Consider the following 21,436-nt stretch of genomic DNA (forward strand, 5'->3'; position numbering starts at 1 on the left):
GCCTAGATACTGAGCGCCGGTGAAACACCGTCAGGGGTTCGGGATCCATTGTGGTGGATCCAGGACCCCCTTCGTTGGAGTAATCGGCGCAATCAGTCACGTGCCTTTGAAGGTTCCGCGCATGCCGGACCCGACGCGGCGCGGCCGTCATCTATCACAGAGGAGTCGAAAGCGCCTGTGGCTAACGACAATGCAGAGACCTTGGCAGTAGAGCCCGCGGGGGAGGCAGCTTCCACGCCGGCCGCGGCGGAAGCACCCAGGGAATATGGCGCCAGCGACATCACCGTGCTGGAAGGGCTCGAAGCCGTCCGCAAGCGCCCCGGCATGTACATCGGCTCCACCGGACCAAGGGGTTTGCACCACCTGGTCTATGAAGTTGTGGACAACTCTGTCGATGAGGCCCTGGCCGGCTTCTGCAGCCACATTGAAGTTACCCTCCAAGCCGATGGCGGCGTCAACGTTGTGGACGATGGCCGTGGCATCCCCGTGGACATCCACCCCACGGAAGGCAAGCCCACGGTTGAGGTGGTCATGACCATCCTGCACGCCGGCGGCAAGTTCGGTGGCGGCGGATATGCCGTTTCCGGCGGCCTTCACGGCGTGGGTATTTCCGTGGTCAACGCTCTGTCCCGGCGCGTGGAGACGGAAGTGCGCCGCCAAGGCCACGTCTGGCGTATGTCCTTCGCCGACGGCGGCAAGCCCCAGGGCGAACTGGTCCAGGGTGAAGCCACTGAAGAGACCGGTACGTCGCAGACGTTCTACCCTGACGGCACCATCTTCGAAACCACCGAGTTCGACTTCGAGACCCTGCGTGCCCGTTTCCAGCAGATGGCGTTCCTCAACAAGGGCTTGAAGATCACGCTGACGGATGAGCGGCCGCCCGCAAAGTCAGGCGAAGACGATCTGGATCTCGACGCCGTGGCCACCGAAGGCGAAGTCGCTGCCGAGCACCGGACGGTCATCTACGAATACCCGGACGGTTTGCTGGACTACGTCAAGCACCTGAACTCCAACAAGAAGGTGGAAATCGTCCACGAGGATGTCATCGCCTTCGAAACCGAGGACACCGAGCGCCACATCTCCGTGGAAGTAGCCATGCAGTGGACCACCGCATACTCGGAAAGCGTCCACACTTATGCGAACACCATCAACACCCACGAGGGTGGAACGCACGAAGAAGGCTTCCGTGCTGCGATGACGTCCCTGATCAACCGCTATGCGCGGGAGAAGAGCATCATCAAGGAGAAGGAAGACAACCTCACGGGTGACGATATCCGCGAAGGTTTGACCGCGGTCATCTCGGTGAAGCTGTCCGAGCCCCAGTTCGAGGGCCAGACCAAGACCAAGCTCGGCAACTCCGAGGTCAAGGGCTTCGTCCAGCGCGTGGTCACGGACCAGTTGGGCGATTGGCTGGAGCGCAACCCCGGCCCTGCCCGCGATGTGATCCGCAAAGCCATCCAGGCAGCCCAGGCCCGCATGGCTGCCCGCAAGGCCCGCGACAATGCACGCCGCAAGAGCCCGCTGGAATCCTTCGGCATGCCCGGCAAGTTGTCCGACTGCTCCTCCAAGGACCCGTCGCGTTGCGAGGTCTACCTTGTGGAGGGTGACTCCGCAGGTGGATCCGCCAAGCGCGGCCGCAACCCGGAAACCCAGGCCATCCTCCCGCTTCGAGGCAAGATCCTCAACGTGGAGCGCGCCCGCCTGGACAAGGCCCTTGGCAATGCCGAGGTCCAGTCCATGATCACGGCCTTCGGTACCGGTATCGGCGAGGACTTTGATATCTCCAAGCTGCGTTACCACAAGATTGTGCTCATGGCCGATGCCGACGTCGACGGCCAGCACATCACCACGCTCTTGATGACGTTGCTGTTCCGCTACATGCGCCCGCTGATCGAGAACGGCTATGTCTATCTGGCCCAGCCCCCGCTGTACCGGATCAAGTGGTCCAACGCAGCACACGACTACGTGTTCAGCGACCGCGAACGGGATGAAACCATCCGCAAGGGTGCGGCACTGAACAAGCGACTCCCTAAAGACAACGGCATCCAGCGTTATAAGGGCCTTGGCGAGATGGACTACACGGAACTGTGGGACACCACCATGGATCCCGAACGTCGGACGCTCCTTCAGGTCACCATGGATGACGCCTTGGCGGCAGACCAGACCTTCTCCGTGCTGATGGGCGAAGACGTGGAATCGCGCCGAAACTTCATCCAGCAGAACGCCAAGGACGTCAGGTTCCTTGATATTTAGGGCCCCACAGGGTTCCTTAATATTCCAGAACTGACATATACCTGAAACGGAAAACTTAGACTATGAGCGACGAAACTCCTGAAGTCCCGGCGGAAAACCCCGAGTCCGAGGATGTGATCCTCGAGGGCGATGTGCTGACGGACCGTGTGGAACAAGTAGACCTGCAGACAGAAATGCAGCGCTCCTACCTGGACTACGCCATGGCCGTCATCGTCGGCCGCGCGCTGCCCGACGTCCGTGACGGACTGAAGCCCGTCCACCGCCGCGTACTCTACGCCATGTTCGACGGCGGCTACCGCCCCGACCGTGCGTTCAACAAGTGCGCCCGCGTTGTGGGTGACGTGATGGGTACGTACCACCCGCACGGCGACATGGCCATTTACGATGCCTTGGTCCGCCTGATCCAGGACTGGACCATGCGGTATCCGCTGGCCCTGGGCCAGGGCAACTTTGGTTCCCCGGGCAACGACGGCGCCGCAGCTCCGCGTTACACCGAAACCAAGATGGCCCAGCTGGCCATGGAGATGGTGCGGGACATCGACGAGGAAACCGTCGACTTCCAGGACAACTACGACGGCAAGAACCAGGAACCCACCATCCTGCCGGCGAGGTTCCCGAACCTCCTGGTCAATGGCTCCTCCGGCATCGCCGTGGGCATGGCAACCAACATTCCGCCGCATAACCTCCGCGAGGTGGCTGACGGTGTGCAGTGGGCGCTGGACAACCCCGGTGCAACGCGTGAAGAACTGCTTGAGGCGCTCTTGGTGCGCATCAAGGGACCGGATTTCCCCACGGGCGCAACGATCCTGGGCCACAAGGGCATCGAGGAGGCGTACCGGACCGGCCGCGGCTCCATCACCATGCGGGCTGTGGTGAACGTGGAGGAGCTCCAGGGCCGTACCTGCCTGGTGGTCACAGAGCTTCCCTACCAGGCCAACCCGGACAACCTGGCCATCAAGATTGCCGAACTGGTCAAGGACGGCAAGATCCAGGGCATCGCCGACCTTCGCGATGAGACGTCCGGCCGTACCGGCCAGCGCCTGGTGATCGTGCTCAAGCGCGACGCCGTGGCCAAGGTTGTGCTGAACAACCTGTACAAGCACACGCAGCTGCAGGACAACTTCTCTGCAAACATGTTGGCGATCGTGGATGGCGTCCCTCGTACCCTGAGCCTGGATGCCTTCATCCGGCACTGGGTTGCGCACCAGATGGATGTCATTGCACGCCGCACCCGGTATCGCCTGCGCAAGGCTGAGGAAGAAGCCCACATCCTGCGCGCGCTGCTCAAGGCGCTGGACATGCTGGACGAGGTCATTGCCCTGATCCGTGCCTCCAACACCACGGAGGCGGCACGCGAGGGCCTGATGGAACTCCTGGAGATCGACGAACTCCAGGCGCGCGCCATCCTGGACATGCAGCTTCGCCGACTTGCAGCGCTGGAACGCCAGAAGATCCAGGACCGCCACGCAGAACTCGAAGCCATGATCGAGGAGTACAACGCGATCCTGGCCTCGGAAGAACGCCAGCGCCAGATCATCAGTGAAGAGCTCGCCGAGATCGTTGCCAAGCACGGAGACGACCGCCGGACGCAGATCCTCATGGGCTTCGACGGCGATATGTCCGTGGAGGACCTGATCCCCGAAGAGGAAATGGTCGTGACCATCACGCGTGGTGGCTACGTCAAGCGGACCCGCAGCGACAATTACCGTTCGCAACAGCGCGGCGGCAAGGGCATCAAGGGTGCGCAGCTGCGCGGTGACGATGTTGTTGAGCACTTCTTCGTGACAACGACGCACCACTGGCTGCTGTTCTTCACCAACCTGGGTCGCGTATACCGTGCCAAGGCCTACGAACTTGCTGAAGCCGGGCGTGACGCCAAGGGCCAGCACGTAGCCAACCTGCTCGCGTTCCAGCCGGACGAACACATTGCCCAGGTTCTGGATCTCCGCGACTACCAGCAGGCTCCGTACCTGGTGCTGGCCACGAAGAACGGCTTGGTCAAGAAGACCCGGCTTGAGGACTACGACACCAACCGGTCCGCCGGCGTTATCGCAATCAACCTGCGGGATGAAGACGAACTGGTCTCCGCCCAGCTGGTCAGCGAAACCGACGACCTCCTGTTGGTTTCCCGCAAGGGCCAGTCCATCCGATTCACGGCCACGGATGATGCCCTGCGTCCCATGGGACGTGCGACGTCCGGCGTGACGGGTATGAAGTTCCGTGAAGATGACGAATTGTTGGCCGCGGACGTTGTCCAGGACGGATCCTTCGTCTTCGTGGTCACAGAGGGCGGCTACGCCAAGCGCACCGCCGTGGACGAATACCGCCTGCAAGGCCGTGGTGGTTTGGGTATCAAGGTTGCCAAACTGGCCGAGGACCGGGGCGACTTGGTGGGAGCCCTGATCGTGCAGGAAGAGGATGAAGTCCTGGTGGTCATGGAGGGCGGCAAGGTTGTCCGCTCGGCCGTCAGTGGCGTCCCTGCCAAGGGGCGTGACACCATGGGCGTCATCTTCGCCAAGCCGGACAAGAACGACCGCATCATCGAGGTTGCCCGCAACAGCGAACGCGGTTTGGAAGGCGAAGAATCCGAAGACGGGCAGGACGATGACGTAACGTTGGCTGCAGAAGACGGCGCTGCTGAGGCGATCGTCACGTCAGAAACGCAAAACGACGCAGACCCGGATACCGAAGCGGGCGCGGAGCTGAATGAAGACAACACCGGAGGTAACGAGTGAGTAATTCCGACTCATATCCCAAGCCGAGCACAGGTGTCCCCGGCGGACTCCGGCAGCCAGCAGGCAACACCCAGTCAGGGACGCCCGCACCGCCGCAGCAGCGCCCTGGCGCCGGCGCAGCCCGCCCGGCGACCCCGAGTGGCTCTCCGCAGCGTCCGGCCGGGGCTCCCGGCCAGCGCCCTGCCGGTGCGGCTGGCCAGCGTCCGGCCCAACCCGGCCAGCGTCCCGCTTCCGCCGGCCAGCGCCCTGCCGGCGCTCCCGGACAGCGTCCTGCACAAGGCGGTCCGGGCCTGGTCAAGCCTGCTCCCAAGGCCAAGGTTCGCCGTGCCCGGCTCCTGGTCAGCAAGGTGGACCCCTGGTCTGTCCTGAAGATGGCCTTCCTGCTGTCCGTGGCCCTGGGTATCGTCACGGTGGTCGCGGCGATCGTGCTGTGGACTGTGCTGGACCTCACCGGCATCTTCAACCAGGTGGATAGCCTTTTGGGCACCCTTGCCGGTTCTGAAGGCAGTGGCTTCGAGCTGAAGAAGATCGCATCCCTCGGCCAGGTGGCCTCCTTTGCCACCATCATCGCCGTGGTGAACGTGGTCCTGCTGACTGCCCTCTCGATGCTCTCTGCGGTGCTGTATAACATTTCCGCAACGTTGGTCGGCGGCATCGGCGTCACCCTCACCGACGACTAGCCAAAATCCCCGGATTCACGCTGATTCACGCGGAAATCCGAGCCGAAAATGCCTCGATTTGAGATCGGGCCGGGATGTGCTGTACAGTCATATCTCGGCCCGATGAGGCATCGGGGCGTATAGCTCAGGCGGTTAGAGCGCTTCGCTGATAACGAAGAGGTCCCAGGTTCAAGTCCTGGTACGCCCACGGAACCTAACAGGTTCAGGAAACTGAACCGGAACGAGGTACTTGTGAAGAAGTTGCTGGTTGTAGTTGCAGCGGCGGTCGCAGGTGTCCTGGTCTACAAAAAGGCCCAGGAATCCGAAGCCCGGAAAGATATCTGGAGCAAGTCAACCGACAAGGTGGACTAGCCCGGATCCCGGTCTTGAACTGGCAAAAACCAGTCAGGACGTGGGGTATGATTGACGGGTTGCTTCTTATGGGGGCATGGCGCAATTGGTAGCGCACCTGCTTTGCAAGCAGGGGGTTAGGGGTTCGAGTCCCCTTGCCTCCACCATAAGGAAAGTCCCGGTCAGGAATGACCGGGACTTTTTTGTTTAAGCGCCGGCCCCTTCCGAGAAGGGACCTCCCAACCCACGGCCCCCAACTGGGTCGCAGTAGTGCGCGTTTAGAACCCTCAAAACGCGCACAAATGCGACTCAGTTGGGTGGGACTGTCTTGAGGGCCTTTTCCAGGAAGGTCTTCAGTTCGCTGTCGCCCAGCACGGGGGTAACAACTCCCAGATCGAGTGTGGGTTGGGTTTTCGCGCCGGCGGAGGCCAGCGCTGCCTGGACGTTCTTCCGGCCATCGGCAACTGCCGCCGAATCTCCCTTCTTCGCAGCATCAAGCATGGACAGGGCCGCCGTGACGCCTCGGCCGTACTCGCCTGCGGCGGCAGCCCAATGCGTTGCATCGTCTGCGAAGCCAGGCGCTGCCATCTTCGGCAGGAGCTCGGGCAAGCGCTCAAGCAGCCCAGCACGGGCCTGCAATCCTCCGGAAGGTGACCTGCCGGCGTCGTAATCGCTCCAGAACTGGTCGATATCGCGCCGCAGCGCCGGGGCCGATGGTGTGAGTTCGTCGTCCTGCCAGTCCTGGTTTAGGTCCACGAACGCCTTCACGGCAGCCTGCACATCCGGATCCGGACCGGAAACCTGTGCCAGCGCGGCGTCCATGGATTTTTGCGGATTGTAGGCCGGGCCGTTCCAGGAGTAGTCGGCGTAATTGAAGATCGCGGGCAAGGACAGGTAGGGCTGGATCATGGGGTTGGTGACAACACCGCGGAGGGATTGGTGGAGGTCCGCGTCCCGCCCTATGAGTGGCGCCAGGAAGAGGTGGTCCTGCGAGAAGTCGTTCACCGGGTAGTTGTCCCAGATGACGAGGTCCCGCGGCGCTCCTTGCGTTCCGTAGCTGCGCCGGGCGGTTTCGGCAGAGTCGCGGGTGATGCGGTGGGACACCACGTCCTCTCCGGTCCACTGCACCACTATTCCGGGATCCAGGGCCCGGCCGAGTTCCTTCTTGTAGGGCGTGCTGCCGGAACCGGAGTAGAACGTGGGCACTGTTTCCAATGGTTGGACGCCCTGTTTGCCGGTCGTGAAACGCTGGTTCAGTTCGTTCAGGAAGGAGGCCTGGGCTTTCGCGAGGTTGGCTTGGCCGGAGCCGAATTCCTTGACGTCCTCGGAGCACTGGACCTTCGTGGCGATGTCGTCCAAGGGAATGACGAAGGACCGCACACCCAAGGAGTAAAGCGACTCGAGCTTGGTGATGGCATCTTCCAGGTCCGCGTCCCGCGAATAGCAAACATCGATCCCTGGCGACAACGCGTACGTGAAGCGGATGTGGTTGGCCGTGGCGGTATCGATGAGCTCCTGCAGTTCCGTGAGCTCCTGGTCCGAGTAGAGCGTCCGCCACTTGTCCCGCAGGAGGGGATCGTCCTTGGGGGAATATATGTAGGTGTTCATCTTCTGGCGGGCAGCGAACTCGATGATGTCCAGACGGGCCTGATGGGACCAGGGCGTGCCGTAGAAGCCTTCGATGACACCGCGGGTCTCCATCAACGGCCAGTCACTGACGCGGATTGGAGGTACTGAACCGTCCTTCAGTACTTGGCGAAGGGTCTGGACGGCGTGGAAGAGGCCGTCCGCGTCGCTTCCGGCGAGGACCGCCGTCGGGATCCCTCCGGAGGTTCCCGTGGCCATCGCATAGCCTTCGGCCCGCTTGAGTGCTTCCTGGTTGGAGTCCGCGTTGTCCCGCCCGAGCTCCTTGAGCATCGTTCCTGCGGAAGATCCCTCCGAGGTTCCAAGGTAGACAGCGGAGGAACCATCGGCCGGATCGTCCACTGTAGCTACCACCTCACCGGTGCCGCCGCTGGCCTTCACCAGGTCCTGGACCGCTGCAAGGGACGGCTGGTCCGTCCCCGGTGGCGCCACGATGTACACCCGACCGTTCAGTGGCACCGAAGGACCGGACGAGGCGCTTGCGCGTTGTGGCACCGGATAGATGCCCGGAAGGCTTGCTGGGTGGCCGCCAAGGGTGGGCTGACGGTCCTTGGACGCAATAAACCAGCCCGCGACGAGTGCGGCTACCAGGATCGCAGCAGCGGACAGCATTAAGGCCCGGCGCCTCCGCTTGGCTCCGGGATGGGCGGGTGCTGCGTTCAATCAGGTATCTCCCTGGGTTTCTGAAACGATGTGTCAAGACAATCACACTGATCACGCCGCAGATAGTGCGGTTCCGGTTTTCCTGCCCCACTAAGGTTGATGCGTGAACCTCCTCATTTCCGCCCTGGGTGTTTTGGGCGTCGCCTCCTCCGGTCCACTGATCGCCGGCACACTGGGTGCCACCTCGGTGACAGCCCTGGCGATTGCCTTTTGGCGGAACGCGATTGGCGCCGTGGTGATGGCCGCCCCCGTAGCTATCCGCACCCCAAGGCAATTCGGCCGGGTCACCCGGCGCGAATTCGGGTGGTCGGCGTTTGCGGCTGTTGCCCTGGCCTTCCATTTCGCCTGCTTCATCACAGCCCTCCAGCTGACGTCGGTTGCCGCGGCCACGGCGCTGGTTTGCCTGCAATCAGCGTGGATTGCCGTCTTCCAGTTGTTTCGGGGAACCAGACACCGCTGGCCGGTGCTGGTTGGCTTGGGAATTGCGTTCGGTGGTGTAGTTGCCATCACCGGATTCGACATGGGGTCCTCCCCCGAAGCACTCCTTGGTGATGTCCTGGCTCTGGCCGGTGGCGCCTTGGCCGGCCTCTACACCCTCGCTGGGGGCAGGGCCCGACAGACGATGGGCACCGGAACCTATACGGCGCTTTGCTACGGAATGTGTGCCGCGCTGGTTGCCGTCATGGCCTTGGTGGCCGGCCAGCCGCTCTCAGGGTTCGACGCCGGAGGCTGGCTTGGGATTATCGCCATCACCGTGTGCGCGCAATTGGTGGGGCACACGGCGTTCAACCATCTGCTGGCCACCATGAGTCCGCTGGTGGTGTCCATGATTATCCTGCTGGAGATCCCCGGGGCGGCCATCCTCGCCGCCGTTTTCCTGAACGAGACTCTTCCCGGTGGCACCTACGCCGGGCTGGCATTGATCCTGGTTGGCCTGGCCGTGGTGGTAATCGGGCAGCGGCGCGGCCGGATCGAAGAAGACCGGCGCGAAGCCGAGCTGGGCGCGGACTGAAGCAGCCGCCGTCGTGCGTTTAAGCGGGTTACATGCCCCCGCGCCGGACGCCGCCCTGGGCAGCGTTGGCCGCGTGGATGGCGCGCAGCAGCTTCGCGGGGAAGTACACCGAGAAGAAGACCACCATGGGTGCCTTCAAGGCCATTTTCTTGACGTTGTGGGCCTTGTACGTCCGGTCGAACCGCGTGACGTAGTACCGGTAATCCCGCGGGGAATCCTCAAGCCTCCGCGCGGACATTCCGGAGACCATCTGCGGCCAATACTGGATATGGAGATCGTGTTCTGCCAGGTGCAGGGACAAATCAATGTCCTCGTGCATCTCATCCTTTTCATCGAGGCATGCTTCGTCGCGGATGGTTTCCCACGCCGAGCGCCGGAGTGCCATGTTGGAGCCGAAAAGGAAGTGGTACTGGTGCTTGGCCAGCCGGAGCATCAGCTGGCGCATTTTGTCGTCGGCCTTCAGCCCGAAGCGGCGCATGGGCATGTCGTAATAGACCACGGGTCCGGTAGCTGCCTGGACGGTGGGGTCGGCGAAGGCTTTTTGGACCTGCTCAACCCAGTCCGGTTCAAGGACCGAGTCGGCATCAATGCGGCCCACAATCTCGCCTTTGGCATGGTTGAGGCCGTAGTTGCGCGTAGGGATGAGGCCCTGGCTGTCAGCCTGTCGAAGCAGGATGATGGGGCTTTCGGGGTATTCCTGCTGCATCTGCCGCACGATCCTGGCGGTGCGGTCCGTGGACAGGTTGTCCACCACGATGATTTCCTCGGCGGGAACAGACTGGTAGATGGCAGCGATGAGGCACTGGCGAATAACGCTTTCCTCGTTATACGCCGGGATGACAATTGAAACGCCCGGAGGCTCCGGGACGTCCTTGAGTTCACCCACCAAGGGTCTATCAGCTGACATCCCTTCAAATCTAACACCCGGCCCTCCGCCACCGGCGGACGCCCGGGTTACAAGCTGACTAACACTGAAGGGACCCCGGTGACGGGATCCCTTCAGTGTTCTTCAGCTGTGTGAGCCGTGGCGCCTAGGCTTCGGAGCCCTTTTCCTCATCCTTGTGGATGCTGGCAGCGATGTTCTTGACGGCCGTCTTGGCGTCGGTGGCAACCTTGGCGGTGGTGTCCTCGGCCTTTTCTGCGACGTCCTTGGCGGTTTCTTCCACTGCGGCAGTTGCTTCCTTGGCGCTGGCCGAGGCCGAGGCCGCAGCGTCAGCCGGAACGGGCGCGGGGGTGGGAGTCACCGGTGATGGTGTCTTCCACGGGTCCTCAACCGGCTTGGCAGCCTTCCAGGCAGCTACACCGGCTGCAACGGCGGCCGCGATCACGGTGACTACCAGCCAGCCGCGCTTCTTGGGCTTCTGCTGCCTGCCCAGCTGCTTGGACACAGCCTTGGTGGTCTCATCGGCAACAGCCTTGATGTGCTTGCCGGTGGCCTGTGCCTGTTCCTGGACACTGTGGACGACGCCCGAGTCCACCAGCTTCTGTGCCACGGCGTCCACCTGTGCCGGAGCGTTCTCCAGGGCGTGGTGCACGGCTACCGAGGCGTGGCCCAACTGCTCGGAGAGCTTAGGCAGGTACTCATCAACCACTTTGTCCCGGGCAACGCCCAAAGCCGGTGTGGCCTTGTTGAGGGTTTCCTGGATCTTGGGTGCTGCGTCCTCGACGGCGTCGTGGATCTTCGGCGCCAACTGGGCAAGGCCGTCCTGGATCTTCGGGGTGACCTTCTCGACGCCGTCCGCAAGGTTATGGGCGGCCGACTTCAGGCCTTCCTGGATCTTGGGAGATGCGCTGTCAATACCGTGCTGGATACGCGGAACAGCCCAGTTGACGGCTGCTTCAACACGTGGTGCCGCCCAGTCGCGGGCGTTGTCAACACCGGATGCAACAGAGTGCTCAATGTCGCGGGCAATACGGTCTGATTTCTTCACAACTACCTCCCGATACACATGCTGGTTTGTTGCTAGCCTACGTGTCCCAAGGAAGACGGGCCATTCATCCGTAAGATTCCTGCCGGATTTCACCGAGCGCGGAACCGGCTTTAGGGCCGCCACGGCGTTGACCCTGCATGAAACAATGGGCGCATGACCATTGCAACCGCAAAAGCAACAATCCACACGAGCCTGGGCGACATCAAGGTTGACCTCTTCGGTAACCACGCCCCCAAGACGGTCGCCAACTTTGTTGGCCTGGCCACTGGCGAAAAGTCCTGGACCCACCCGGAGACCGGCGAAGACAAGACCGGCACCCCGCTCTACAACGGCACCATCTTCCACCGGATCATCAAGGACTTCATGATCCAGGGCGGCGATCCCCTGGGCCGCGGCGTCGGCGGACCCGGTTACAACTTCGATGACGAAATCCACCCCGAGCTGACCTTCAACGCTCCGTACAAGCTGGCCATGGCCAACGCCGGCATCCAGATGGGCAAGGGCACCAACGGTTCCCAGTTCTTCATCACCACGGTCAACACCGACTGGCTGTTCGGCAAGCACAGCATCTTCGGCGAGGTCACGGACGAGGAATCCCGCAAGGTTGTTGACGCAATCGAGGGCGTCCGCACCGGTATGGGCGACCGTCCTGTTGAAGACGTTGTCATCAACAGCATCGACATCGAACAGCTCTAGCCAGAACCCATGAGCTACGGAGTCCCGTCGGCCGAGCCGTCCGCTGATATTCCGGTGTGCCCCCGGCACCCGGACAGGCCCTCCTACGTCAGGTGCCAGCGCTGCGGGCGCCCTGCGTGCCCGGAGTGCCAGCGGGCGGCCGCCGTCGGGTTCCAATGCGTTGACTGCGTCAACGAGCAAAAACGCACGACGCCGGCCTACCGCTCTGCGTATGGCGGGGCCTTGGCCGTGGGCCGGCCTTTGGTGACGTACACGATCATTGCGTTGTGCGTCCTGGTTTTCATTTTGCAGTGGATTGTCCCTGGAAACGCCGTCTACAGAGAGTTTGCGTTCGCCAACGTCTTGGCGGAGCAGGAGCCGTGGCGGATGTTGACGGCGGCGTTCCTTCACTCGCAGAGCTTCCTGCTCCACATCGTTTTGAACATGTACACCCTGTGGATTTTCGGTCAAGCCCTTGAGCCCTTGCTCGGGCGTGTCCGGTATTTGGCAGTGTACGTGTTGTCCGCCGTGGGTGGTTCTGTGGGGTTCCTGCTCCTGACGCCCGATGAACCTGCCATCGGTGTTGTGGGTGCCTCCGGTGCGATCTTCGGTCTCTTCGGGGCCATGCTGGTGGTGCAGCGCCATCGGGGCGGCGAAACCCGCCAGCTGTGGGTCCTGATAGCCATCAACGGTGCCATCGGTTTCTTCATCCCGGGCATCGCCTGGCAAGCCCACCTCGGTGGCCTGATTACTGGCGGCCTGGCTGCAGCGGCCATCGCCTACGCTCCCCGCGGTAAGAATCAGGCACTCCTTCAAGTGGGTGGACTGGTCCTGGTTGCAGCCCTTCTGGCGATCGTTACCTGGTTCCGCGTTTCTGCCGGCTAGCTGTACTTCCACCCAAGTAGGTCGCAGCAGAGCGCGTTTTGAACGTCCAAAACGCGCACAACTGCGACTTAGTTGGGAGGGTCAGTCGCGGGCTACGGGTTGCCGGAGGATGGTTTTGAGTTTCTCCGGAGCAGTCCTTCGGGCATCACTGAGATAGATCTCGTGGTGTTTGCCGGTCATCCGCAGCGAGTTCTCCGGGATGTAGCCATGGTGCATTTCCTCCAGTACCGGCCCCTCAGCGTCGTATGGGCCTACGTGCAGGGTCTGCACAGCCAAGCCCTCATCGAGGCTTTCCAGGCGGAGTGAGTCCAGTGCGGGGGCACCGCCCTTGCCCGCCACAGTTTCCCGTGCTGCGTCCACGTGCTCCGGAGTGATCCAGTCCGGAGCCATGATCATCATGGTCCAGTCCCATCTGGACTTATCCCGCGAGCTGGTGAAGCTGGCCATGTCCTCCGACCACCACAGGCCCTCCAGAGGCATGACTGCATAGTCGCGGCCCAGCTCCTTCTTGCTGAAGAACTTCAGCGTGTAGGCCACGGGATAAAGGGTGGATAGCGCGTCCGTGTAGGACTGGGCCGTATTGGGATCACCGTGCCCATCCACCATGAGGAACTGCAGCGGAGGAACAGTCACCAGTTCCAGCTGCCCTGCACGGGCCTTGTAGCTGTGGATTTCCCGTTTGAAGTCAATCTTGGTCTCGCCGCCCATGCCTCTCCCCCGTTCACAGCCCCGCATGTTGCTTATCCACAGATGTTATCCACACTGTGTGTAACTTACATCTGTGTAGTTAGCCTTAACGAGGCCTGCATCCGGGGAACAGCGGGTAGATATCCCCCGTTTGGCATGTTTTCATCCACATCTGTGGATAACTTTGTCCCCGTAGAGGGTGATTATGTGGACAAACGGACGCTTGGGGCTCGAGCTGTGGAAAACCCTGTTAATACCCCTGTTAATAAGGGTGTATCAACAGGGTTATCAACACTGTTAATAACTTACAGCTGTGTAGTTCAGGAGTGGATGAGCCCCGGAGAGCCCGCCAATTCGCGGGTTTCTCGGCATCAACCCACACCTTTTCCCCATCTGTGGATAACTTGTGTGTAGTCGCTTGTTGTTAAGTGGATAGTCGCCGTCAGGACAACTTCTGCCGGGGCCTCTTAGGGGAACCCGGGCAGCCCGGCGCAGAGCGAAGGACGCAATGCTCCGGAGGTGAACTTTCCATGAAGAAGCGAACACTATCCACAGGGTGATGCACAGTGGGTATAACCCTGTTCAGAACCGTTGGAGGCCCGTCATTGCCGCAATGGCGGCGAAGAGGGCAACAAATGCGTGGATGTCCACACGAGTTATCCCCGATTGTGGATAACTTTACCCACTTCTGTGGACAGACCGGTGGCCAACCCCGGCGGTTAACCCCGGCAGTTAACCCCGGCGGTTAACCCCAGACGCCCGAGGACCCGCGCCGGTGGCTGTCCACTAAATGGGTGTCGATGATCCCGATGGCTTCCATGAGCGCGTACATGGTGGTGGGACCGACGAAGGCGAAACCCTTCTTGCGGAGGGCCTTGGAAAGGGCGGTGGACTCCGGCGACGTGGTGGCTATGTCTGCCAGGGTTCTGGGTGCCGGCGTGGACTCGGGCTTGAAGGACCACACGAAGTCAACCAGCCCACCCTCTTGACGCAAGGCAATGGTGGCTTTGGCGTTGGTGATGGCAGCGCGGATCTTGAGCCTGTTGCGGACGATCCCGTCGTCCAGCATCAGTCTTTCGACGTCTTCCTCAGTGAAAGCCGCAACACTCTCCGGGTGGAAGTCCATGAAGGCTTTCCGGAAGGCCTCGCGTTTTCGGAGAATGGTGGCCCAGGACAGGCCCGCCTGGAAGCCTTCGAGGCTGATGCGCTCGTACATCCCCTGCTCGTCCCGGACCGGCATGCCCCATTCATGGTCGTAGTATGACTGCATCAACGGATCTGATGCGGCCCATACAGGCCGCGCAAGGCCGTCCTCGCCAATGATGGTGCCGTTCTCTCCCGGGGTCATGCGGTGCTCCTCTGTGGCATCCTCCGCAGCAGCCAGGGTGCGGCCTGCCACGGGTGGGTGTTCTGTGGATTATTCTGCCTGCTGGCTACGACAATCCTGTGACGCGCATGGTGATATTGATCCGCCCCTCGGAGAGCCCGCAGTCCGCGGGTGCCGTTCCGGGATGCACCTTGGGGATGCCATGGTAGGCGAACCGCGAAGCGCCGCCGAAGACGAAGAGGTCTCCGGAGCGCAAGTGGACGTCCGTGTACGGCTTGGTGCGGGTCTCTGTGTTTCCGAAGCGGAAGACGCAGGAATCGCCAATACTCAGCGAAACCACCGGCGCGTTAGAGTGCTCATCCTTGTCCTGGTGCATGCCCATGGCTGCAGCATTGTTGTAGAAGTTCACCAAGGCTGCGTCCGGGGTGTAGTCCACGGCCAGGTCAGCCAATGATGAGTCCTTGGCCAGTTCCGGGGCGTAGGCGGCCGCGACAGCCTTCCTGCCGAGGCGCACCATCCAGTCCGGGAAGTCCAGAACGGGACGGCCGTTCACATCCGTAGCCTCCCGTGTGTAGCGGTACGGCTGCCAGTGCCAGCCGAGGCATACGGTCCGGACGGACATTTGGTGGCCGCCGGGCAGCGTGGCAGCACGCAGTGGAACCGGGCCACGGGTCCATTCTCCGAAGCGGTCCACGATCCATCGCTGCTGCTCCAGGGTGAGCCAACCCGGCACGTGGACTGCACCCGGGGCAATCAGGCGGGGACCGGCGTCGTGCGTGTCCGGCTGGACAAGCTCCACCGGAAACAGCGCGTCATCGCTCATGCCGCCTCCAGGGCCAACAGGGTGCGTTTGGCGTCGGTGCCGCCAAGGTACCCGCCGTACGAGCCATCAGAGCGGACTACCCTGTGGCAGGGAACGATCACCGGCAAGGGGTTGGTGGCACAAGCGGTGCCGACTGCCCTGACGGCCTTGGGACTGCCCGCGGCCTGGGCCACCTGGGCGTAACTCTCTGTGCTGCCGTAGGCGATCCGGGGAAGGTGGTGGAGGACATCCAGCCTGAACCCGCGTGCCAGCCGGAAATCGAGGGGAAGGTCAAAGCTGTGACGTGTGCCGCCAAAGTATTCGTCCAGCTGCCTGGCGGCCTCGTCCAAGCGGGACGGAGCCTTCAGGATGGCGGGGCTCACGCTGTCCGAGAGGAGTTGGAGGACTGCTTGGTGGTCTTCCAATTCAAAGGCCACACGCAGCATCCCCTGCGCGGTGGCGGCAAGCAGGAGTTTGCCAACCGGAGAGTCGACTACCGTGTAGGCGATCTCCAGCGAATTGTCATCCAGGGCGTCACGGATCAGGCGGGCATGAAGGCTGGCCAGTGCCGTTTCAAGTCCGGAATCCAAGGGCTTCAGGAGGGTGGCGACGTCGCCGTGGTCCGCGGAGGATTCGGGGGTCATCGGGAGGCTCCTTTCGGTGTTGCCGATACCAGGGTGGGGTGGGAGTTCATGGATTGGCCGGCGAGGGCCGTCCGGAGTGCCCTGACGCCGTCCGCTGCAGCCCGACGCGCGGCCTCGGGAGTGCCGCCGTGCAGCTCTGCAATGTCTTTGTAGGGAAGCCCTGCCAGGTAGTGGTAGGCCACGGCCTGGCGCTGCTTTGGCGGCAGCTGGCCCACGGCCTCGAGGACATCCGCGTGCCCATCACCAGGGATACCGATCCGGGACGGCTCCTCCGGGGGTGCGTCCACAGGGACCGCGCGCCGGCCCGCGGCCCGCAGCAGGTCAAGGCATTTCCGGTGTGCGATGGTCACGAGCCAGGCTTCGACGTTGGCGTCCGCTGGAAGTTCGCCATACGCCTTAAGGGCTGCGAGGAAGGTTTCGGACCAAGCATCGTCGGCCTCGTGGATTCCAAGTACCGCGCGGCACACCCGAAGGACCGTGGCGCCGTGGTCCTGGACCACCGCCTCGAAGGGTCTCTTGATGGGTACAGCCGCAGTGGGACCCATCAGAAGAGTTTGCTCTCTCTGATGGACGCGGGTTCCTCCAGTTCCAGCAGGAATCGCTTGTTGGCCAACCCTCCGGCGTAGCCCGTGAGCTGGCCCTTGTGACCAACCACGCGGTGGCAGGGAATGATGATGCTGATCGGGTTGCGGCCCACGGCAGATCCGACAGCCTGGGCCAGATGGGGATCGCCCAACTCGGCGGCCAACTCGCCGTACGTGACTGTTTCCCCGAACGGAATACTTTGCAGCCGCTCCCAGACCCGCTCCTGGAAGGGATTCCCACTGGTCTTGAAAGCTACGCCGAAGTGGGTGCGGGTGCCGTCCAGGAACTCACGGAGCTCTGACTCGGCCTGCGAGAACACGGTATCCTCCGGATCCACCGCGTCTCCGAAGTACTCGGTTGGCGGCAAATGCCAGTGGCCCTCATAAAAGATGCCCGTCAAAAATTCCCCGCGGGCAGTCAGCGTCAACTGCCCCAACGGGGAATCCATGGTGGTGTGCCTGCTGTTCATACCCTGTAGACGTTCACTGGCACGGAAATGTGAGGTTGGAGTTTCTAGGAACGCCAGCGGGTAGTCATGAGGAAGCCGACGATCGCAATGCCGAAGCCGGCCACGATGTTCCATGAGGCCCAATCCCGGACCGGGAATTGCCCTTCAGTGATGTAGAAGGTGATGATCCAGATGAGGCCGATGATCATGAGGCCAAACATCACCGGCTTGTACCAGACCGGATTCGGCTTGTACTGCTGCGCAGCGGAAGTCTGCTGTTCCTGACGGGCAGGCCGCTTGCGGGGCTTGGACTCGGGCACGGATCCTCCTTGGCTGGTTCACATAAACCCGTCGCAGCCTGCCTTGATATCCTGCAGGAAGGAAAATTCCAGCGGTCAACGGCCAGCGGCGTTCCGGGTTGGTCTAGCTGTCAAGTCTAGCCGTAACCAAAGGGCCGGTTGCGCCGCCCGCGTCCCCAGACGAGGAGAGCCCGTGGCGCACCAGCAGACCTCAGCCGCTGCTGCTGTGCCGTCTGCCGAAAGCCGGAGGAACAAAGCCCCGCGCCGGCAGCTCCGGCCCATGGATGTAGTCCGCAAAATCAGCCAGATCATCGGTGAACTGCTCATCACCGCCGGCGTAGTCCTTCTTCTCTTCGTGGCATGGGAACTCTGGTGGACCAACGTCGAGGCCGACGCGAAGCAGACCGAGGCCGTCAAGAGCTTCGCGCAGGAGTTCACCGGCCCCGTCACGCCCGCCGCACCGGCAGACTACGGCAAGCCCGTGGTGGGTACGGCACCGGGTAACGGTGGAACCATTGGCATCATGTACGTTCCCCGCTTTGGGGCAACGTACACGCGCCCCATCATTGAGGGCACCGGATCCGACGTCCTGGACACGTTGGGCCTGGGGCACTACGGAAGCACCAGCATGCCCGGAGCGGTTGGAAACTTTGCCGTGGCCGGGCACCGGCAAACCCACGGCGCCGTCCTGGACAGCATCCACACCCTGGTACCGGGCGACAAGATCTACGTCCAGACCAAAGACGGCTACTACACCTACGTTTTCCGCAACAACCAGATCGTGCTTCCGAGCCGGACCGACGTGTTGTTGCCCGTCCCTACCCAACAAGGGGCCACCCCCAGCGAAAGCATCCTGACCATGACCAGTTGCAACCCCCGTTTCGGGTCACAGGAACGAATCATCGCCTACTCAGTACTGGACAGTTGGCAACCTTCGTCAGCCGGACCGCCGTCGGACATTGCCGCCCTGGTCGCCCAAGCCCAAGGAAAGGGATAGCGGATGTACGCCTGGATTTTCCGTAACCTTCCCGGACCCCTGTGGGTGCGGATCCTGACCTCAGTGGTCCTCGTGGGAGCGGCCCTGGTACTTATGGTCGAGTTCCTTTTCCCCTGGTTTTCCCAATTCACCACCCTGACCGACTCAACGATTGGTGCAGCACAGCAGCCATGAGCACAACAAAAATCCTGGTCGTAGACAACTACGACAGCTTCGTTTACACCCTTGTTGGATACCTGCAGGAACTCGGTGCCGAAACCACCGTGGTCCGCAACGACGACGTGACGCTCGCTGAAGCGAAGGAACTCGCTGCAGCCCGCGACGGCGTCCTTGTTTCGCCTGGTCCCGGCACGCCTGCCGAAGCGGGTGTGTGCATTGAGCTCATCAAGTGGTGCGGCGAAAACAGCAAACCAATGTTCGGCGTCTGCCTGGGCCACCAGGCCCTCGCCGAAGCTTACGGTGGCGTGGTGACCCACGCACCGGAACTGATGCACGGCAAGACGTCGCCGGTACAGCACCAAGGCAAGAGCGTCTTCGCGGGACTCCCCTCCCCGGTCACGGCGACCCGCTACCACTCACTCGCTGCTGTCCGCGATTCCCTCCCGGATGTCCTGGAGATCACCGCCGAAACCACCAACGGCGTGGTCATGGGCCTGCAGCACAAGACCGCACCGCTGTGCGGTGTCCAGTTCCACCCGGAATCCGTGCTCACCGAAGGCGGCTACCAGATGCTGGGCAACTGGCTGGAGTCGCTGGGCATGCAGGGCGCCGCCGAACGTGCCGCCAAGCTGAGCCCGCTGATCCAGCACTAGCTGCCGGAGAGCACTGACTGTCGCGAGCCGACAGCCGGAAGCGTGCGTCAAAGCGACGAAGGAGCAGCACGCGGAGGCTGGTGGGCGCGGCCGTCAGTCCTTCTTGGTGGCTGACGGCGAGGGCTTCGGCTTGTCCGTGGGCGTCGGTGTGGGAGTGGGACTCGGGGCCGGCGCCTTGGCCACCGTGACAGTGATGGTCTTGCCCTGATCCACTTCGACGTTGAATGCGTCGCTTTGGGCGGTCACCTTGCCGGGTTCCACTTGGCTGTTTTCCTGCTCGACGACGGCCATCACCAAGCCGTTTTCCTTCAGGACGGCCTCGGCTTCTGCTTGCGCAAGGCCGATGAGTTGCGGCACGAGCACCTTGCCCGAGGAGACCTGTAATTCCACGTTGGACCCGGCAGCTATGGGTGCTCCGGGCGCAGGGCCCGTGGTGATCACCAGGCCGGCAGCGACTGTGGGGCTGTTGGTCCGGACGGTCGAGATGGTGCCAGTGATTCCCAGGCTTCGGAGGTAGTCCCTGGCGTCCGCTTCCGTGCGCCCAGCGATGTCCTTCGGAATGGTCACGGAACTTGGGCCGCTGGAGATACTGAGGGTCACCTCGGCGTTCTGCTCGAGCATGGTTCCGGCCGTTGGCGAAGTGCCGATGGCCATGTCCTTGGCCACCGAATCGCTGGCCACGCGTGCCGTCTTGGGTACCAGCTTGGCGCCGTAAAGCTCCTGGATCGCCTGCGACTCGGACATGTTCGCGACGGTGGGAACAGCCACCTTGGCGGGCGCGGGCGGGGGTGTGTTGACCACGCTGTAGATCCAGAATCCGGCGCCGGCAAGGACCAGGATGGTGAAGATGGCGAGCGTGGCTGCCCACGCACGACGGCGGGAGTTCTGCCGTGGGGTCCGCTCCCGTTCCGGTGGGAGGCCCAGGGGAAGCGGTTCCTCCTGGGCGCGGGTGGCGTAGGCCTGCGGCTCGTTGTAACCGGCCCGCTCGGGGTCCTCGTTGATCTGGTCCACGTCGAGGAACCCGACGGCGGTGGCGCTCAGCAATTGGGTTGCGGGGCCCTCGTCATCCACAAGGTCGTTGGGATCCGTAGGAGCCTCGCTGGCGGCGACGGCAGGTACCGGGATGCCGTTGCTCGCTGCCCTGAGGGCGCGGCGGAAGGCCGCGGCATCCTGGAAGCGGTCGCTGCGGTTTTTCTGCAGGGCCTTGGTCAGGACAGAATCGAGGGCCTCGGAGACTTCGGGATTGTGGGCACTGGCAAGATCGGGAGTTTCCCGCACGTGCTGGTAGGCCACGGAGACCGGGCTGTCGCCCACGAAAGGCGGACGACCCGTCAGGAGCTCGAAAAGCAGGCAACCCGCCGAGTAGAGGTCGCTGCGGGCATCGACGGTCTCGCCCCTGGCTTGCTCCGGCGACAGGTACTGCGCCGTTCCCACCACGGCCTGCGTTTGGGTCATGGTGGCGGACGAATCCGCCATGGCGCGTGCGATGCCGAAGTCCATGACCTTGACGTCGCCACTGTCTCCGCAGACCATCACGTTGGCGGGCTTGATGTCCCGGTGGACGATTCCGGCCCGGTGGCTGTACTCAAGGGCGGACAGCACACCGAGGGTATAACCAATGGAGTCCTCGACCGTCAGCTCTTTGGCCTTGATCATGTCCCGCAAGGTACGGCCTGAGACGAACTCCATGACGATGTACGGGACGCGTACGTCCTCTCCGGGGCCGCCGGGGACCGAGTACTCACCCGTGTCGAAGATGGCCACGATGGAGGCGTGGTTGAGCGCAGCTACGGCTTGCGCTTCGCGCTTGAAGCGGGCCTGGAACTGCGGATCGCGTGCGAGGTCCGCCCGGAGGACTTTAACCGCAATGGTCCGCCCAAGGAGCGTATCCGTTCCGCGGTATACATCTGCCATGCCGCCACGGCCGATCAGCTCACCGAGTTCGTAGCGACCGTTGAGGATGCGCTGTTCAGACACAGGCGTGCTTTCCTCTCGGTGTGCCGGACCGGGCCGTGACGTTGACATGG

21 protein-coding genes and 2 tRNA genes are annotated in these 21,436 nt (G+C 62.6%); 12 read left to right on the plus strand and 11 right to left on the minus strand.

What is annotated here, in order from left to right:
- Positions 1-177: 177 nt before the first annotated feature.
- The 6 genes from gyrB (at position 178) to ACIQT2_RS16965 (ending at position 6,165) form a co-directional block, all read left to right on the plus strand.
- Entirely contained in the window at positions 178-2,253 is a 2,076-nt protein-coding gene (gyrB, locus tag ACIQT2_RS16940; RefSeq protein WP_400334920.1) for a DNA topoisomerase (ATP-hydrolyzing) subunit B, read from the plus strand.
- A 62-nt stretch (positions 2,254-2,315) separates the two neighbouring features.
- Entirely contained in the window at positions 2,316-4,988 is a 2,673-nt protein-coding gene (gene gyrA, locus ACIQT2_RS16945) for a DNA gyrase subunit A (RefSeq protein WP_400334918.1), read from the plus strand.
- The gene (locus tag ACIQT2_RS16950; RefSeq protein WP_402948662.1) at positions 4,985-5,668 is read left to right on the plus strand and encodes a DUF3566 domain-containing protein; all 684 of its coding nucleotides are present in this window, start codon (positions 4,985-4,987) and stop codon (positions 5,666-5,668) included. The genes gyrA and ACIQT2_RS16950 overlap by 4 nt, the downstream gene beginning before the upstream one ends.
- 113 nt (positions 5,669-5,781) lie before the next feature.
- Positions 5,782-5,855: transfer RNA gene (locus tag ACIQT2_RS16955), tRNA-Ile, on the plus strand.
- A gap of 44 nt (positions 5,856-5,899) precedes the next feature.
- Positions 5,900-6,019 carry a DLW-39 family protein gene (locus tag ACIQT2_RS16960; RefSeq protein WP_400334914.1) on the plus strand — a complete coding sequence of 40 codons (120 nt, stop codon included), beginning with the start codon at positions 5,900-5,902 and terminating at the stop codon, positions 6,017-6,019.
- Positions 6,020-6,089: 70 nt separating this feature from the next.
- A tRNA-Ala gene (locus ACIQT2_RS16965) sits at positions 6,090-6,165 on the plus strand.
- Positions 6,166-6,307: 142 nt separating this feature from the next.
- On the opposite strand, the gene ACIQT2_RS16970 is transcribed toward ACIQT2_RS16965, so the two are convergent.
- Positions 6,308-8,305 carry a beta-N-acetylglucosaminidase domain-containing protein gene (locus ACIQT2_RS16970; RefSeq protein WP_402948666.1) on the minus strand — a complete coding sequence of 666 codons (1,998 nt, stop codon included), beginning with the start codon at positions 8,303-8,305 and terminating at the stop codon, positions 6,308-6,310.
- 103 nt (positions 8,306-8,408) lie between these two features.
- Here ACIQT2_RS16970 and ACIQT2_RS16975 point away from each other — a divergent pair, with 103 nt between their 5' ends.
- Positions 8,409-9,317 carry a DMT family transporter gene (locus tag ACIQT2_RS16975; protein WP_402948669.1) on the plus strand — a complete coding sequence of 303 codons (909 nt, stop codon included), beginning with the start codon at positions 8,409-8,411 and terminating at the stop codon, positions 9,315-9,317.
- A gap of 28 nt (positions 9,318-9,345) precedes the next feature.
- Here the strand turns inward: ACIQT2_RS16975 and ACIQT2_RS16980 are convergent, their stop codons facing one another.
- Positions 9,346-10,224, minus strand: coding sequence for a glycosyltransferase (locus ACIQT2_RS16980; protein ID WP_402948672.1), 879 nt, complete (start codon positions 10,222-10,224; stop codon positions 9,346-9,348).
- A gap of 124 nt (positions 10,225-10,348) precedes the next feature.
- Positions 10,349-11,248 carry a hypothetical protein gene (locus ACIQT2_RS16985; RefSeq protein ID WP_402948675.1) on the minus strand — a complete coding sequence of 300 codons (900 nt, stop codon included), beginning with the start codon at positions 11,246-11,248 and terminating at the stop codon, positions 10,349-10,351.
- 153 nt (positions 11,249-11,401) lie between these two features.
- Here ACIQT2_RS16985 and ACIQT2_RS16990 point away from each other — a divergent pair, with 153 nt between their 5' ends.
- Positions 11,402-11,944, plus strand: coding sequence for a peptidylprolyl isomerase (locus tag ACIQT2_RS16990; RefSeq protein ID WP_397324233.1), 543 nt, complete (start codon positions 11,402-11,404; stop codon positions 11,942-11,944).
- A 9-nt stretch (positions 11,945-11,953) separates the two neighbouring features.
- A complete protein-coding gene (locus tag ACIQT2_RS16995; RefSeq protein WP_400334903.1) occupies positions 11,954-12,808 on the plus strand; it encodes a rhomboid family intramembrane serine protease in 855 nt (284 codons plus the stop codon).
- An 81-nt stretch (positions 12,809-12,889) separates the two neighbouring features.
- On the opposite strand, the gene ACIQT2_RS17000 is transcribed toward ACIQT2_RS16995, so the two are convergent.
- The 7 genes from ACIQT2_RS17000 to ACIQT2_RS17030 form a co-directional block, all read right to left on the minus strand.
- Entirely contained in the window at positions 12,890-13,516 is a 627-nt protein-coding gene (locus ACIQT2_RS17000; RefSeq protein ID WP_402948678.1) for a GyrI-like domain-containing protein, read from the minus strand.
- A 724-nt stretch (positions 13,517-14,240) separates the two neighbouring features.
- On the minus strand, positions 14,241-14,843 hold the full coding sequence (locus ACIQT2_RS17005) for a DNA-3-methyladenine glycosylase I (protein WP_402948681.1): 603 nt from the start codon (positions 14,841-14,843) through the stop codon (positions 14,241-14,243).
- A gap of 85 nt (positions 14,844-14,928) precedes the next feature.
- Positions 14,929-15,645: an alpha-ketoglutarate-dependent dioxygenase AlkB family protein gene (locus ACIQT2_RS17010; RefSeq protein WP_402948684.1), complete on the minus strand. Its 717-nt coding sequence runs from the start codon at positions 15,643-15,645 to the stop codon at positions 14,929-14,931.
- Positions 15,642-16,268 (minus strand): methylated-DNA--[protein]-cysteine S-methyltransferase, encoded by a 627-nt coding sequence (locus ACIQT2_RS17015; protein WP_402948687.1) that lies wholly within the window; start codon positions 16,266-16,268, stop codon positions 15,642-15,644. Before ACIQT2_RS17015 ends, ACIQT2_RS17010 begins: the two co-directional genes overlap by 4 nt.
- On the minus strand, positions 16,265-16,813 hold the full coding sequence (locus ACIQT2_RS17020) for an RNA polymerase sigma factor (protein WP_402948689.1): 549 nt from the start codon (positions 16,811-16,813) through the stop codon (positions 16,265-16,267). The genes ACIQT2_RS17015 and ACIQT2_RS17020 overlap by 4 nt, the downstream gene beginning before the upstream one ends.
- On the minus strand, positions 16,813-17,322 hold the full coding sequence (locus ACIQT2_RS17025) for a methylated-DNA--[protein]-cysteine S-methyltransferase (RefSeq protein WP_402948692.1): 510 nt from the start codon (positions 17,320-17,322) through the stop codon (positions 16,813-16,815). Before ACIQT2_RS17025 ends, ACIQT2_RS17020 begins: the two co-directional genes overlap by 1 nt.
- Before the next feature lie 44 nt (positions 17,323-17,366).
- The gene (locus tag ACIQT2_RS17030) at positions 17,367-17,621 is read right to left on the minus strand and encodes a cell division protein CrgA (protein ID WP_387437502.1); all 255 of its coding nucleotides are present in this window, start codon (positions 17,619-17,621) and stop codon (positions 17,367-17,369) included.
- A 259-nt stretch (positions 17,622-17,880) separates the two neighbouring features.
- Here ACIQT2_RS17030 and ACIQT2_RS17035 point away from each other — a divergent pair, with 259 nt between their 5' ends.
- The 3 genes from ACIQT2_RS17035 to ACIQT2_RS17045 are packed head-to-tail and all read left to right on the plus strand — an operon-like array spanning position 17,881 to position 19,409.
- Positions 17,881-18,597: a class E sortase gene (locus ACIQT2_RS17035; protein ID WP_400335072.1), complete on the plus strand. Its 717-nt coding sequence runs from the start codon at positions 17,881-17,883 to the stop codon at positions 18,595-18,597.
- A gap of 3 nt (positions 18,598-18,600) precedes the next feature.
- Complete coding sequence (locus ACIQT2_RS17040) at positions 18,601-18,771, plus strand: hypothetical protein (RefSeq protein ID WP_397324240.1); 171 nt, start codon at positions 18,601-18,603, stop codon at positions 18,769-18,771.
- Positions 18,768-19,409, plus strand: a complete 642-nt coding sequence (locus tag ACIQT2_RS17045) for an aminodeoxychorismate/anthranilate synthase component II (protein ID WP_402948695.1) — start codon at positions 18,768-18,770, stop codon at positions 19,407-19,409. Before ACIQT2_RS17040 ends, ACIQT2_RS17045 begins: the two co-directional genes overlap by 4 nt.
- A 93-nt stretch (positions 19,410-19,502) precedes the next feature.
- Here ACIQT2_RS17045 and pknB read toward each other — a convergent pair whose 3' ends face one another.
- Complete coding sequence (gene pknB / locus ACIQT2_RS17050; RefSeq protein ID WP_402948698.1) at positions 19,503-21,434, minus strand: Stk1 family PASTA domain-containing Ser/Thr kinase; 1,932 nt, start codon at positions 21,432-21,434, stop codon at positions 19,503-19,505.
- Positions 21,435-21,436: the final 2 nt, after the last annotated feature.

Origin of the sequence: Paenarthrobacter sp. NPDC090522, assembly GCF_044769225.1 — a bacterium.
Classification (GTDB): domain Bacteria; phylum Actinomycetota; class Actinomycetes; order Actinomycetales; family Micrococcaceae; genus Arthrobacter.

Coding starts and splice junctions, on each gene's coding strand:
- ACIQT2_RS17045 (WP_402948695.1), top strand. CDS start 18,768: ATGAGCACAACAAAAATCCTGGTCGTAGACAACTACGACAGCTTCGTT.
- ACIQT2_RS17000 (WP_402948678.1), bottom strand. CDS start 13,516: ATGGGCGGCGAGACCAAGATTGACTTCAAACGGGAAATCCACAGCTAC.
- ACIQT2_RS16995 (WP_400334903.1), top strand. CDS start 11,954: ATGAGCTACGGAGTCCCGTCGGCCGAGCCGTCCGCTGATATTCCGGTG.
- ACIQT2_RS17040 (WP_397324240.1), top strand. CDS start 18,601: ATGTACGCCTGGATTTTCCGTAACCTTCCCGGACCCCTGTGGGTGCGG.
- ACIQT2_RS17005 (WP_402948681.1), bottom strand. CDS start 14,843: ATGACCCCGGGAGAGAACGGCACCATCATTGGCGAGGACGGCCTTGCG.
- ACIQT2_RS16990 (WP_397324233.1), top strand. CDS start 11,402: ATGACCATTGCAACCGCAAAAGCAACAATCCACACGAGCCTGGGCGAC.
- ACIQT2_RS17010 (WP_402948684.1), bottom strand. CDS start 15,645: ATGAGCGATGACGCGCTGTTTCCGGTGGAGCTTGTCCAGCCGGACACG.
- ACIQT2_RS17020 (WP_402948689.1), bottom strand. CDS start 16,813: ATGGGTCCCACTGCGGCTGTACCCATCAAGAGACCCTTCGAGGCGGTG.
- gyrA (WP_400334918.1), top strand. CDS start 2,316: ATGAGCGACGAAACTCCTGAAGTCCCGGCGGAAAACCCCGAGTCCGAG.
- ACIQT2_RS17035 (WP_400335072.1), top strand. CDS start 17,881: ATGGATGTAGTCCGCAAAATCAGCCAGATCATCGGTGAACTGCTCATC.
- ACIQT2_RS16980 (WP_402948672.1), bottom strand. CDS start 10,224: ATGTCAGCTGATAGACCCTTGGTGGGTGAACTCAAGGACGTCCCGGAG.
- pknB (WP_402948698.1), bottom strand. CDS start 21,434: ATGTCAACGTCACGGCCCGGTCCGGCACACCGAGAGGAAAGCACGCCT.
- ACIQT2_RS17025 (WP_402948692.1), bottom strand. CDS start 17,322: ATGAACAGCAGGCACACCACCATGGATTCCCCGTTGGGGCAGTTGACG.
- ACIQT2_RS17015 (WP_402948687.1), bottom strand. CDS start 16,268: ATGACCCCCGAATCCTCCGCGGACCACGGCGACGTCGCCACCCTCCTG.